General features: G+C 36.5%; 13 protein-coding genes. 11 read left to right on the forward strand and 2 right to left on the reverse strand.

From position 1 onward, the window contains the following. Positions 1-71: 71 nt before the first annotated feature. Entirely contained in the window at positions 72-470 is a 399-nt protein-coding gene (locus CLO1100_RS07950) for an NINE protein (RefSeq protein ID WP_014313241.1), read from the forward strand. 63 nt (positions 471-533) lie between these two features. Here the strand turns inward: CLO1100_RS07950 and CLO1100_RS07955 are convergent, their stop codons facing one another. Together CLO1100_RS07955 and CLO1100_RS07960 are read right to left on the reverse strand one after the other, a co-directional pair. Further along, the gene (locus CLO1100_RS07955) at positions 534-1,124 is read right to left on the reverse strand and encodes a MerR family transcriptional regulator (RefSeq protein ID WP_014313242.1); all 591 of its coding nucleotides are present in this window, start codon (positions 1,122-1,124) and stop codon (positions 534-536) included. Between the two features lie 93 nt (positions 1,125-1,217). Continuing rightward, complete coding sequence (locus CLO1100_RS07960) at positions 1,218-2,117, reverse strand: RluA family pseudouridine synthase (RefSeq protein WP_014313243.1); 900 nt, start codon at positions 2,115-2,117, stop codon at positions 1,218-1,220. A 170-nt stretch (positions 2,118-2,287) separates the two neighbouring features. Between CLO1100_RS07960 and CLO1100_RS07965 the strand changes: the two genes are divergently transcribed. The 10 genes from CLO1100_RS07965 (at position 2,288) to CLO1100_RS08010 (ending at position 14,501) form a co-directional block, all read left to right on the forward strand. Next, positions 2,288-3,574 (forward strand): methionine gamma-lyase family protein, encoded by a 1,287-nt coding sequence (locus tag CLO1100_RS07965; RefSeq protein WP_014313244.1) that lies wholly within the window; start codon positions 2,288-2,290, stop codon positions 3,572-3,574. A gap of 50 nt (positions 3,575-3,624) precedes the next feature. Then, positions 3,625-4,872, forward strand: a complete 1,248-nt coding sequence (locus tag CLO1100_RS07970) for an HlyD family efflux transporter periplasmic adaptor subunit (RefSeq protein WP_014313245.1) — start codon at positions 3,625-3,627, stop codon at positions 4,870-4,872. Next, the gene (locus CLO1100_RS07975) at positions 4,865-5,572 is read left to right on the forward strand and encodes a YggS family pyridoxal phosphate-dependent enzyme (protein ID WP_014313246.1); all 708 of its coding nucleotides are present in this window, start codon (positions 4,865-4,867) and stop codon (positions 5,570-5,572) included. The genes CLO1100_RS07970 and CLO1100_RS07975 overlap by 8 nt, the downstream gene beginning before the upstream one ends. Before the next feature lie 57 nt (positions 5,573-5,629). After that, entirely contained in the window at positions 5,630-6,100 is a 471-nt protein-coding gene (gene sepF / locus CLO1100_RS07980; protein ID WP_014313247.1) for a cell division protein SepF, read from the forward strand. A gap of 31 nt (positions 6,101-6,131) precedes the next feature. Beyond that, on the forward strand, positions 6,132-6,422 hold the full coding sequence (locus CLO1100_RS07985) for a YggT family protein (RefSeq protein WP_014313248.1): 291 nt from the start codon (positions 6,132-6,134) through the stop codon (positions 6,420-6,422). A gap of 6 nt (positions 6,423-6,428) precedes the next feature. Then, positions 6,429-7,211, forward strand: coding sequence for a YlmH/Sll1252 family protein (locus CLO1100_RS07990; RefSeq protein WP_014313249.1), 783 nt, complete (start codon positions 6,429-6,431; stop codon positions 7,209-7,211). 29 nt (positions 7,212-7,240) lie between these two features. Then, complete coding sequence (locus CLO1100_RS07995; RefSeq protein ID WP_014313250.1) at positions 7,241-7,705, forward strand: DivIVA domain-containing protein; 465 nt, start codon at positions 7,241-7,243, stop codon at positions 7,703-7,705. Between the two features lie 162 nt (positions 7,706-7,867). Further along, a complete protein-coding gene (locus CLO1100_RS08000) occupies positions 7,868-10,384 on the forward strand; it encodes a DNA translocase FtsK (RefSeq protein WP_041700192.1) in 2,517 nt (838 codons plus the stop codon). A gap of 195 nt (positions 10,385-10,579) precedes the next feature. After that, positions 10,580-12,343, forward strand: coding sequence for a tetratricopeptide repeat protein (locus CLO1100_RS08005; RefSeq protein WP_014313252.1), 1,764 nt, complete (start codon positions 10,580-10,582; stop codon positions 12,341-12,343). Positions 12,344-12,446: 103 nt separating this feature from the next. After that, on the forward strand, positions 12,447-14,501 hold the full coding sequence (locus CLO1100_RS08010) for a YgiQ family radical SAM protein (RefSeq protein WP_014313253.1): 2,055 nt from the start codon (positions 12,447-12,449) through the stop codon (positions 14,499-14,501). Positions 14,502-14,512 lie beyond the last annotated feature (11 nt).

A 14,512-nucleotide genomic window follows, 5' to 3' on the forward strand; every position in this document is an offset into this window, starting at 1 on the left:
ATAAGAAATTTGTATGTTCAGTAATAAATATTATTAACCATATATTTTTGAAAAAATCAGGAGGTATATTTATGTATTGTAGAAATTGCGGAAACGTTGTGAATGATCAGGCTGTTATATGCGTTACGTGTGGAGTCCCTACAGGAAAAGGGAATAACTTCTGTCCTTTATGTGGAGAAGCAACCGATTCAATGTCTCAGGTATGTATGAAATGCGGTTTTAGTTTAAATAATTACGGACAGCAAAAATCAAAGCTTGCTGCGGGATTGTTCGGAATTTTCCTTGGCGCATTTGGTGTTCACAGATTTTATCTGGGTTATATAGGGATTGGTCTGGCACAGTTGTTACTGACTGTTTTATCTTGCTTTATATTCTCACCAATCATTTGGGTATGGGGACTGATAGAAGGAATTTTGATTCTTGCCGGTTCTATTAACAAGGATGCTAAGGGTGTAGCATTAAAGGATTAAAACATAAAGTTTTTAGCAGATAGGAATTACAAATTCCTATCTGCAGGTTGGAAAGAGGATCACCTATTTTCCGATGAGTTTTTTCAGTTTACCTGCGAGAGTTGTGTTTTTCCGTTCTCTCCAACTGGTAATATACCTGTCTACCTCCTGAAAATGCTTGTCCATTTTGATTTCAAGTTTACGGGAACTATTTTCAACACAAGCTCCAAGTTCTAGCTTGGAGCTATGAATTTCTTTTGAAATATGTTCTCGAGTACTTATAAATTCTGCGGCAACATTATTAAAAAGCTGCTCTTTTATACCGTTTAAGGTTTCCATTATCATGGTCAGCTCAGCACTGCTCAATTCTTCCAATCTCTTTGAAACTACGGCAGGAAGCTGTTCTGTCGAAATTGGGACACTGATGTCTTTAGGCTTAATAATATTTTCATTCTCAAGAATTTTTCTTATAGCTTTTAGCTCAAGACCTTGATCCCGCATTGCTTTAATCTGATACATTAAATTTGCAAGGTCAGTAGTATAATATCGTCTGCCTCTGTTGTCCTTGGGGATATTTAACCCAAATTCCTTTTCATAAAATCTTAAAGCATGATCTGTTATATTCAAACATGTGCTAAGCTCTGTTATAGAATATCTTTCTTTGAGTACTTCCATGGAACCATCTACCCCCTGTAACTATATCTATAAATACTTACAATGCAATTTGATAGTACCATAAGACATTATTCGTGTAAAATATTTACATATTTATTGGCTTAGTATTTCCAGTAGCCCGGCTATATCAGAAGGAAGCTCAGCCGTGAATATAACTTCTTTTCGGGTAACAGGATGAAGTATCTCGGTTCTATAGGAATGAAGGGCTTGCCGGGAAATGAATAAATTTGTATTATCTGAGTACAAAGTGTCACCATAGATAGGAAAACCCATTGCCTGACAATGAACTCTTATCTGGTGTGTCCGTCCTGTCTCGAGCTTAAAACCCAGCAAGGCTGAATTATGTAAAGGAAAACTCTTAAGAACATTATAATGTGTTATTGATGGTGCTCCGTCCTCCGAGATGTGCCTTAGCATAATACTGCCAGGCTTTCTGGCTATGGGTAGATTTATAGTACCTTCACACTTTTCAGGTATACCTTGTACAACACCCAAATATTCCTTTTTAAACAAATTGGTATGCATTTGCTGGATGAGTATTTCCTGAGTAAACTGGTTCTTTGCAAAAATGATTATACCCGAAGTTTCTCTGTCAAGTCGGCTGACAGGGCGTACCTTTTTGGTAACACCTTTCTGTTTCAGATAATAAACTATACCGTTGGCTATGGTATTATCAGGATGGTAACTGGTAGGATGGACCACAATTCCCGGCTGCTTGTTGAGAACCAGCATACATTCATCTTCAAATATAATATCAAGAGGTATGTCCTGTGGCTCTATATTCTCACACTCTTCCTCAAGATCAAGTATTACCTTGAGCCTGTCCTCCGCCTTTACAACATAATTAACTCTTTCAGGATGTTCATTTACATAAATCTTCTGCTGTAATTTTAGCTTTTTTATTAATCTTTCAGAAAGCTGAAGTCCGTTTTTCAAAACATATTTAAGAGTTTTTCCGGCTTCATTCTCACTGACTATCCTCTCTAATAACATTAAAATCCTCCTGACAATATTGGAAACAATAAATGTATATAGTATATGCTGCTTGATATATTGTACTATAAATGGAATTTGATACGCAAAAGTTTTATAATTAACTTGATAAACCAAAACAAAGTAGATAAAATCATGTATATATAAACTACGAAAGAGGAATTTTACCAATGGATTTACAAACAAGAGAATTTTTAAAACAGAAATTTGAAATAGATGATAAGATTATTGAATTGGCTGAACAAGCTGAAAAAGATGCACAAGAGGTATTTGCACGAATTGACGGAACAAAGCAGCTGAACCAGATGAAAGTAATAAAGGCAATGCAGGAAAACAAACTAAGCGATTCACATTTCAACGGAACAACCGGCTATGGCTATGACGACAGGGGAAGAGAAGTTCTAGACAGTGTTTATGCAAATATATTTCAAACCGAGGACGCTCTTGTGCGCCATCAGATTGTTTCGGGTACCCAGGCACTTGCACTTTGCCTTTTTGGAAATCTCAGACCAGGAGATGAGCTGGTAGCTGTTACAGGTAAACCCTATGACACTCTGGAAGAAGTAATCGGAATAAGAGGGGAAAACTGCGGTTCCCTAAAGGAGTTCGGGGTAACTTATAAACAGGTTGATTTAACGGATGGAAAACCGGACCTGAAAAAAATTAAAGCAACTGTGTCCGAGAAAACTAAAATGGCAATGATTCAGCGTTCAAGAGGTTATTCATGGAGAGATGCACTGTCCATTCAGGATATAAAAAATGTAATAGACGCAGTTAAAGAAGTTAACAGTAACATAATTGTAATGGTTGATAACTGTTACGGGGAGTTTGTTGAGGTATTAGAGCCTACACAGGTGGGAGCGGATATAATAGCAGGTTCGCTTATTAAAAACCCCGGTGGCGGACTGGCACTGACCGGCGGTTATATAGCCGGGAAGAAGCACCTGGTAGAGCAGGCAGCATACAGACTTACATCTCCGGGCCTTGGCAAAGAGGTTGGCGCTTCTCTGGGAAACAACAGGCTTATGTTCCAAGGCTTATTTATGTCACCTCATGTGGTGGCGGAAAGCCTCAAGGGTGCTGTATTTTGTGCTGCACTTATGGAACGGGCGGGATTTGAGACAATGCCTTCTGTAAAGTCACACAGAAGTGATATAATACAATCAGTAAAATTTAATAATAAAGAAAGCCTTATTGCATTTTGTCAAGGTATACAGAAAGGGTCGCCTGTAGATTCTTATGTTACACCACAACCATGGGACATGCCGGGATATGATTCACCGGTTATCATGGCAGCCGGAGCATTTGTACAGGGGTCATCCATTGAACTCAGTGCTGATGCACCTATCAAAGAACCTTATGTGGCTTACATGCAGGGCGGTCTTGTATATGAACATGTTAAGCTGGGGAATATTATTGCTTTGCAGAAACTGCTAGATCAGGGGATGGTAAAGTAAAAGCGAGATGAAACAACACTAAAGAAAAGGTAATAGGTGGAGGGAAACAAATGGGGAATGTATTCAAAATCAAGGGCATTAAGATAGGCACACTGATTATGGGAATCTTTCTACTGATATATCTACCATCATTGCTTTACATAACATTTGGCAATACTATTGAAAAAGATATATTGAAAAACGGCAAAATAGAAGTAATTCAAAATGTTGATGGTATTCTGATAAGAAATGAAAAGGTTATAGATTCTCCGGATGATGGTAATTGTGTTATGGATGCGGTAGAGGGTGAAAAGGTTCCTGCTTTTTACAGGATAGCTACTATAGTTAAAAATGTACCCGTTTCAACTTATGAGGAACTTAAAAAAAAGGAAATGCAAATTAGCAGTGCACAAAAAGCTCAAAAAGAGAATTTGGGAGTTTTCTCCGGTGACATAATTAAACTTGACTCCGAAATAATTGAAAAGGTAAAAAATTTGGGGCAGCAGTCAGTAAGAGGAAGCTTGGTTGAAAGCTATGATACCGTGTCTGATATTGACAGCGTTGTGTACAGAAAATCCGATATATTTGGCGACAACAGTAAATCTGAAAAATATATAAACAGGCTAATCAGTGAAAAAGCCGAAATTGAAAGCAGACTAAACAATAATGTCAAAGAGGTAAGGGCCGGTTCCGCGGGATTGATATCTTTTGCGATAGATGGTTATGAATCACTGCTGACTCCGGGTTTTATAAAAAAGGCTACACCTCAAGACTTAGAAAATATCACCGTTAAAAATACAAACAGGGACTTTAATGTTGTTGATGTAAAAAAAGGAGAGCCTATTGCGAAGATAGTAAAAGATCTGGATAATTATATGGTTACTGTAGTTGACCAAAAAACAGCAAAGGATCTGACAGAAGATAAGCTCGTAACCCTCAGAATTAATGATATAGGCTACAGTATGGAGGCAGTAATAAATTACAGCTCAGATATCATTAACGGAAAAAAAGTCATTTCGTTTAAATATGATACCGGTTTAGATGAAACTATAGGTATGCGTAGGATAAATGTTGATGTAGTATTATCCAGCTATAGTGGTTTGAAGGTTCCTCGTAGCTGCCTTCAGAATATTAATAATCAAACTGCCAAAATATGTTTATTAAAGGGGAATACAGCTACTTTTAAAGAGGTAAAAATAGTAGGGATGAATGACGATGCAGCAATAATTGATAATCCCGATGGGGAGTCATCAGTAGCACTTTACAACACATACATTCTAAATCCCAAAAACATACAGGAGGGACAGATAATTGATTGATGAAACTATAAAGCAAAATCTGGACGACATATATTCCAGAATAAAAGCCGCCGCAGAAAAAAGCGGGAGAAAAGCAGAAGACATAAAGCTTATTGCAGTTACTAAAACTGTTGAGGTTGATAGAATAAGAAATGTTAGTGAATACGGAGTCCCGGACTTCGGTGAAAACAGGGTACAGGAGCTGTTGGAAAAGTACGAAAAGTTTGATGAATCAATAAAATGGCATTTGATTGGGCATTTGCAAACAAATAAAGTGAAATATATTATTGATAAAGTTCATATGATACATTCCGTAGACAGCTTTGAACTGGCAAAGGAGATTGACAACCGTGCTGGTAAAGCAGGCAAAAAAATGAACGTACTTTTACAGGTAAACGTTTCAGGTGAAGAAACGAAGTTTGGAATTAGGCCGGAAGAAGTTAATGCATATGTGGAGTATATTTCCCAATTAGAGAATTTATCTTTAAGGGGAATGATGACTATAGCCCCATTTGCGGATAATACCCAGGAAATAAGACCTATATTTAAGAATCTTTACGACATTTTTATTGACATAAAGAATAAAAGAATAGATAATGTTAGTATGGATTATCTTTCCATGGGTATGAGCAACGATTTTGAGGTTGCTATTGAAGAAGGAGCAAATCTTGTCAGAATCGGAACAGGTATTTTTGGAAAGCGAAATTATCCTCAAAAGTAGTAAAAATGAACAATAGACAAAAAATATATTTACTAAAGACTCAGGGGGTATTTGGAAATGTCAAAACTTCTTAACAAGGTGTTTAATTTTGTAGGCTGGGAAGCTGTTGATGAGGATGAAGATGAATTTGACGAGCAGGAATTGAGTACAAAGGAAGAAGTAAAAGAAGAACCTATTCAGACACACTTCTTTAATAGCTCAAAAAAGCAGCAGTCAGGTAAGGTTGTAAATATTCATACCGGTAATCAATTTAAAATGATTGTAGCACAGCCGAATACTTTTGATGATGCACAAGATATTTGCGATCACTTAAAGAGCAAAAAACCTGTAGTTATAAATCTTGAAGGCATTGAAAAGCAGGATGCTCAGAGAATAATTGATTTTTTAAGCGGTTCAGTATATGCACTTGACGGAAGTATTCAAAAAGTTTCCTGTGATATTTTTGTTATAGCTCCAAATAATGTAGATGTTAGTGGCGATTTAAAGGATGAACTGAGAAACAAAACCGTTTTTCCATGGGCTAAATAGTTTTGTCTCTTACATTGGAGGAGTAATTTAGATGGATTCAGTTTATAGAGCTATAAATGGTGTATTGTTTGCCTTTGAAATGGTTTTGGTAGCCAGAGCAGTTCTTTCTTGGCTTCCGATATCAAGGAATAACAAATTTGTAGATTTGCTACATGCTATTACCGAACCGGTACTTTCACCTATACGTAATATGCTTAGCAGATCAAGTATATTTAATAATTCCATGCTGTCTATGATGGATTTTTCTCCAATTGTTGCATTTCTGCTTATTGAAGTAATTAGAAATGTGGTTTTCAGTATATTTAGAATGTTTGTATATTAGGAATTTATGGATAAAAACGAATTATTCAAGATGGTTTCAAAACTAGAGGATAGGGTGCTTGTTTCACGTTTATTGGACAAGGTTGAACAGTGCCGTTATTCCTCTTTTGCATATTCGGATTTTCTTTCTCCTTATGAAGCTTCTGTTGCTAAAAAGGTTTTGGACAGGGTAAAAGATGTTTTTTATAAATTAACAGGCGGGTACGAAGGAGCAGAACGAGCTATAACTGTAATAAGCAGTGATTTTATCGAGGAAGATATTCCTTATAACACTCCCGTAGGCTTATTGAGAATAACACCTGTAATTGAAAATAAGCTTTCCCATAGGGATTATCTTGGGTCATTACTGGGATTAGGAATCAAGAGAGAAAAAATCGGAGATATACTTGTTAATGAAACATTCGCAGATGTTTTTGTTATTGATAAAATAGCAGAATATATATTATACAATTTGGACAAAATTGGTAATGTAAAAGTGCAATGTGAATTGTGTGATATATATCAATTTACTCCGCCCCAAAAGAAGGAGCGGAGCATAAATACCACGGTAGCTTCTCTTCGTGCCGATTCCGTTGCATCCAGCGGGTTTGGTTTGTCCAGAACAAAGGTAATGGACTATTTTAAAGCACAAAGAGTAAACGTAAACTGGGAATTGGTTCAAAGCCCGTCAAAAATGTTGGATGAGGGAGACGTAATATCAATAAGAGGAATGGGAAGAATTGTTCTTGAAAAGGTTTTGGGAAACACCAGAAAGGACAGAATTAGCATTGTTATAAAACGTTTCGAATAATATGATGTCTCAAGAAAGGATGACCATTTATGAATTATACGCCGAATGATCTTGATAATATAAAATTTAAGAAAAATTTTATGGGATATAATGAAGATCAGGTTAACGAAGTATTGGACAGTGTAATACAGGATTATGAGCTTTACATAAAAGAAAATATAGAGCTTAAAGATAGAATTTCAGTATTAAATGAAGGTATTCAACATTATAAAAATATTGAGGAATCCCTTCAAAATACACTGATAGTAGCACAGCAAACCGGTGAGGAAATTAAGAAAAATTCTTATGAAAAGGCAGAAAACATTATCAAAGAGGCGGAATTAAAGGCTCAAAGGATAATCAACGATGCTAATCAGGAAGTTATCAAGATTCGTTTTGAATATGAAGAAATGAAGAAAAGACTCCACCTTTTTAAAACCAAGTCGGAAACACTTTTATTGTCTCAGTTGGAATTGTTGAAACAATTGTTTAACACAGACAATGGTGAAGAATAAGCAAATACAGTACTAAAACTTTTAAGCCCTTAGAAACAAGGTAAAAAACTTGTTTCCAAGGGTTTTGTGTGTTAATGGAATAATAATAGAAAATATGATATAATTACAAACATATTTTTAAGTAAATTCTATCATTTAACAATAACTGTGGGGTGTTATTTTTTGCAGGTCAAAAAGGTAAAAAAGAAGAAAAAATATAAACGAGTTGAAAGCGGTTTTTCAAAATATAAAAATGAAATTTTAGGCCTTATTTTATTTGCTTTCGGAGTACTGGCTTTTTTCAGTTTTATATTTACAAAATCCATGGGTGTTTTCGGCAAAGGCATAACAAATGTTATGCTTGGTTTTCTTGGTGTAGCAGCATATGTGGTTCCCGTTGTTCTCATAGTATACGGTGTTGCTATGATATTTAAAATGGATAGTCATAATTTCAGACGCCGCTTGTTATATTTTGGTGTACTTTTGGTATTGCTTTCTGCATTTATTCAAGTATCGGTATTTAATTACGATGAATTTTCAGGCAGAGGTTTGTTTTACAGTATTTCAAAATTTTATGGAGACGGTAAAGTATTGTCAGGTGGAGGTATACTCGGAGGGCTTTTGAGTCTGCCGTTTTTGATGACATTTCAGGTTTTAGGAACTGTCATAATTCTTACAACAATATCTATTATTGATGTAATATTGCTTACTAATGTATCAATGGCGGCTTTCCTTAAAAATGTTTCGCTATACTTCTCCAATAAAATGAAAGCAGTGAATGAAAATAGAAAGATAAAGAAGCAGGAAAGAATGGAAGCCCAGGAAGAGTCTGTAAATGAAGTTGAAGTTGCTGAAGTTAATGAGGAAAAACCAAATAAAAAGCAAAAAATAATTAACTTTAAAATAGAACGTGAGAACAGAGGGAAATCAGCTCATAAGCTTGAACCAGAACCCGAAAATCAGGAGTCAGAGGTTGAAGCTGTTGAGGACGAGATGGAAGAATTCACTGTAAGCCTTACAGGGTTTAATGATGCTGCAGATGAGCTTGTAATATCTGATATAAAGGATGCGGGATTGTGTCCTGAAACCAATTCTTTTGCTGATTTGGAGAATCAGCATATCCCTGATGAAAATACAGAGGGTCAAACAAGTCAGCCCTTAGATACAGAAGCGGTTGCAGCTGACGAAAGTAATCAGGAGGAGCTTGTTATACCTCAGACAGAGATACAGAAACCTATGATTTATAATTATCCTTCAACGGATTTACTGGATTCAAATAAGGACGATCTCAATGTTAAGGCATTAAAAAATGTTGCACTTGAAGGTGCCAAGAAGTTAGAGGATACATTAAAGAGCTTTGGAGTTGATGCACGTGTTATAAATATCAGCCGTGGGCCTGCTGTAACAAGATACGAAATACAGCCAAGTCCCGGAGTAAAAGTTAGCAAGATTGTAAATTTGTCTGATGATATAGCCCTTAACCTTGCAGCAGCAGGTGTAAGAATTGAAGCTCCGATTCCGGGGAAAGCCGCTGTAGGCATAGAAGTACCAAACAAGGAAATGTCGGCCGTGCTTTTAAAGGATATTATTGAATCAAGAGAGTTTTCAAATCACTCCTCAAAACTTGCTTTTTCGGTAGGAAAAGACATTTCAGGGGAAACTGTTGTTGCGGATATCGGCAAAATGCCTCATATGCTGGTTGCAGGTGCTACGGGTTCGGGAAAAAGTGTATGTATCAATAGTTTGATAATGAGCATTTTATTCAAGGCATCACCCGAAGAGGTTAAGCTTCTGATGGTTGACCCAAAAGTCGTTGAGCTTGGAATTTATAACGGTATTCCTCATTTGCTGATACCCGTAGTTACAGACCCAAAGAAGGCTGCCGGAGCGCTTAATTGGGCCGTACAGGAAATGGTAAACAGGTACAAGTTGTTTGCCGACAAGGGAGTAAGAGATTTAAAGGGATACAATGCAATGTTAAAGGCAAATAACGAGCAGGGCATATTGCCCCATGTTGTAATTATAGTAGACGAACTTGCGGACCTTATGATGGTTGCTCCTAATGATGTTGAGGATGCAATATGCCGTCTGGCACAGATGGCAAGAGCAGCCGGAATGCACTTGGTAATTGCAACACAAAGGCCGTCTGTAGACGTAATTACCGGTGTTATAAAGGCCAATATTCCTTCGAGAATTTCTTTTGCAGTATCGTCACAGGTGGACTCAAGGACAATACTTGATATGAGTGGGGCAGAAAAACTTCTTGGAAAGGGAGATATGTTATTTTATCCGGTTGGAGAGCCAAAGCCTTTGAGAGTAAAGGGATCATTTGTATCTGATACGGAAGTTGAAAGAGTAGTAGAATTTATTAAAACACAGGGTTACACCTCATATGATGAAGATATAATTGAAAAAATAAATGACCAGGCTACGGGAAAAGATGATAACCCCGGAGATAACGATGAACTTTTGAATCAGGCTATAGAAATGGTAGTTGAAGCCGGACAGGCATCCGTTTCACTAGTTCAGAGGAAGTTCAAAGTGGGTTATTCAAGAGCCGCAAGAATAATAGACCAAATGGAAGCACGAAATATAGTTGGCAGGTTTGAAGGTAGTAAACCAAGGCAGGTACTGATTTCTAAACAGCAGTGGATGGAAATGCAAATGAATCAGAAGGACAGGCAAAATTCAAATCAGTAATATTACATATAATTTAATATAAAAATATTTTATTGCAAAATGTATGAATTGCTTAAAACTGATTCATACATTTTTTTGTAAATTGATTATTTCCCGGGATGGTATAAATACCTGCATTTCTTCATAACTATTTTATAAATACACACTTATATTGGACTAGCTAAAGAAAATTTATAAAATACGTGGGGGTGCAAAATGTTTATTTTAACTACATTTAATGCTTTTTTAATGGTTTTACTTCTTACTTATGTATTTTACAGACTTTTAAAAACTAAAAAGGCTGTAACACTTGTTTCTTTCACAGTTCAGCTTTCAGCATTAACGATAGTAATTCTGTCTCTTGTGAATGATGTAAAAATCAGTAATAGTATAGAACTTTTTTATATTGGATTTGGGATATTAATTCCGTCATGTTTTATTTTATGGGATTACAGGTTAACAATAAAAAGTCACAGAACTACAACAAGACACCAGGATTTTATAACAGTTGAAGATAAAATATTACCGCAAGTTGAAAATAGCTTGCCGGAATCCTCATCCGTCAGTACTGCCAAGATATGCCAAAGGGTTATGGATGTATTAGAAAATGAAGATTTTGTTGATGACACTATTGCAGAATTAAATTTACTGAAAGATGATTTATTTTTGGGAATTAAAAAGAAGTTAATTCAAGCCGAGAACGGGTATAGTCAGGGAAATTTTGATTTTGCATACGAAATATATAAAAGTATGCTGGACATTACACAAACTCCGGGGAATCTATTTTTTAACTATGGAAATGTATACTTTAAAAAAGGAATGTTCAGAGAGGCAGTCTCTTGCTATAGAAAAGTACTGGAGTTGAACGAGCAATTCGAAAAAAAATATCTTATTTATGTAAACTTGGGTATAACATACTTTAATATGGAAAAAACAGAACTCGCGCTGGAAAACTTCTTTAAGGCTCTGGAAATAAATCCTGAGTGTCCGACTGCAAAAGAAGGTATCGGCAGGATTTATACAACTACAGGTCGGCAAGCAGATGCGGTCATGTATTATGAAGATTTGCTGAAAAATGATGATAGCAATTATGAACTCTCATTATCACTGGGAAAACTTTTAGTTGAACTGGGCAATATTGATGAGGCGAAAGTACGTTTTGAAACATGTATTAAGAACAACCCCCAGCAGGCAGATGCCTATATCCTTCTTGGAAAGTTATTTATGACGGTGGGACAGTATTCTGAAGCTATTAAGGTTTTTAAAACATATATTACAATTAATGACGTTGATTATATAGGACATTATAACCTTGCAGAATGTTATTTTCAAAATAAAGAGTACAAAAATGCAATTGCTGAATATATGCAGACCATAAGTCATAACCAGAAAAGTCACGAAAGTTTGTACAAGCTGGGTTTAATCTATGATGAAATTGATGAAATAGAAAAAGCAATAGATTGTTACAGAGCTGCAATTCAGTTAAAATCGGATTTTATAGATGCATATAACAACCTTGGAATAGTGTTTGCGAAAAGTCAAAGGCATGTTGAGTCTCTTGCCGCATATACTGCGGGAATAAAGCTGAATCCTGACAATTTCAGACTTTATTTTAACATGGGTGTTGTATTGTTTGAGCTGAAACGATATGAGGACTCTGCAGATGCATTTGTAAGAGCTGTTGAGTTGAATCCGGAGGACAAGGATGTTTATTACTATCTGGGTGCCTCATTAACCGAATTAAAGCAGTATGATGAAGCAATCAAGGCATATGGAAAAGCACTTGATGACAGAATGCAGGAGGGCGAATTGTATTATAATATAGCAGCTGTTTATGCATTAATGAAAAAGCAGGATATTGCATTAGATAATCTAAAGAAGGCAGTATGCAAGGATTCAGACATAAAACGGGAAATTACCCGGAACAGCGTTTTTGATTACATGAGAACAAATTCTGATTTTATAGAACTGGTTTCGTAATTATTGTTTACTATAACCTTATTTGTGTTAAAATAACATAGAAAATATCAAATAACAAATAAGGTGGTACTAACAGATATAACCGTTAGTATAAGGTGAATAAATGAGTTTTTTACCCATAAGTTTTGAAGACATGAATGAAAAAGGCTGGGATCAGCTTGACTTTCTATATATAAGCGGGGATGCTTACGTGGATCATCCCAGTTTCGGACATGCAATAATAACCAGAATCTTGGAAAGCGAGGGCTTCAAGGTTGGAATAATAGCCCAGCCCGACTGGAAAAACAGCGAGGATTTCAAAAAATTGGGAAGACCAAAGTATGGTGTACTTATATCCTCAGGGGTTATAGATTCAATGGTAAACCACTATACGGCCAGTAAAAAGAAAAGATCAACAGATTTGTATTCTCCGGGAGGAAAAGCCGGATACAGACCCGACAGGGCTGTCATAGTATATGCAAATAAGATTAAAGAGATATTTAAGGATACACCCGTTATAATCGGAGGACTTGAAGCAAGTCTTAGAAGATTTGCACATTATGACTACTGGGATGATAAAGTAAGGAGATCAATTCTTGTAGATTCGAAAGCTGACCTTCTGATATACGGAATGGGTGAAAAGCCTATAACTGAGATAGCCAGATTGCTGAAAAAAGACGTTCCTGTCCATAGCATCAAGAATTTGCGTGGCAGCGCATACCTTGCAAGATACGAAGAACTTCCGGCTGAAGTCAGGGAGGCAATCGATTCAAATGGAACTAAGAAAGTAGCTTTATTGCCCTCATTTGAAGCGGTACAGGAAAGTAAAAAAGTATATGCAGAAGCTTTCAAAATACAGTACAACGAGCAGGATGCGATAAGCGGAAGGACATTAGTACAACCCCACGGCGACAGATATTTGGTTCAGAATCCTCCTACAATGCCTTTATCAACCGCTGAATTGGACAGGGTTTATGCTCTTCAATACGAAAGGACATACCATCCGGTTTACGAAAAGTATGGAGGAATTCCTGCAATTAATGAGGTGGAGTTCAGCATAACAAGTCACAGAGGCTGCTATGGCGGATGTTCTTTTTGTGCCTTGAATTTTCATCAGGGAAGGGTAATTCAAAAAAGGAGCCAGGCATCAATATTAAATGAGGCAAAGAAGCTCACCTGGACACAGGGGTTTAAGGGCTATATACACGATGTCGGCGGTCCTACAGCTAACTTCAGGAATGTTGCCTGCGAAAAACAGGTTAAAAGCGGCATCTGCAAAGAGAAACAATGTCTACATCCTGAACCTTGTAAAAACCTGATAGTCGATCATTCTGAGTATCTGGAACTTTTACGTAAACTCAGGGCACTTCCTGATGTTAAGAAAGTATTTATCCGCTCAGGAATACGTTACGACTACCTAATGCTTGACAAAAATGACGACTTTTTTACTGAATTATGTGAGCATCATGTCAGCGGTCAGCTTAAAGTTGCACCGGAACATGTAGTGGACAGGGTTTTAGAGAAAATGGGAAAACCAAAAAGACAGCTATATGATCGATTTGTAAAGAAATTTTATGATATAAATGAAAAAATTCATAAGGAACAGTATCTCGTTCCATACTTGATTTCAAGCCATCCGGGGAGTGATCTTAATGCTGCCGTGGAATTGGCGGAATATCTAAAGCAGCAGGGATATATGCCTGAACAGGTTCAGGATTTTTATCCGACACCAGGAACACTTTCAACATGTATGTTCTATACAGGTTATGATGCAAGGAACATGAAGAAGGTATATGTGCCAAAAACACCGAAAGAAAAAGCCATGCAAAGAGCCCTGCTACAATACCGTAAAAAGGAAAATTACCATCTTGTAATAGAGGCGCTAAAGGAAGCACATAGGGAAGACCTTATCGGATTTGGCCCGAATTGTCTTGTAAAACCTTTAAGAGGCAAGCAGTATGGTAATACACCCAATAAAGGAAAAACAGCGGGTGAAGGCGGCAAGGGAAGAATTTCAAGAGGAGAAAATAAAGCGAATACTGGAAAAGGTGGAAAATCTACAAAGCAAACATTTAGGGAAAATAGTAACAAAAATAGAAAACAAAGTAGTAAGACAGCCTATACAAATGCTAAATCAAAATCGGGTGACATGAAAAATTTGACAAGAAAAAAACGATAAAATAAAATGTA

It is taken from the genome of Clostridium sp. BNL1100, from assembly GCF_000244875.1.
In the GTDB taxonomy this organism is placed as follows: domain Bacteria; phylum Bacillota; class Clostridia; order Acetivibrionales; family DSM-1351; genus Ruminiclostridium.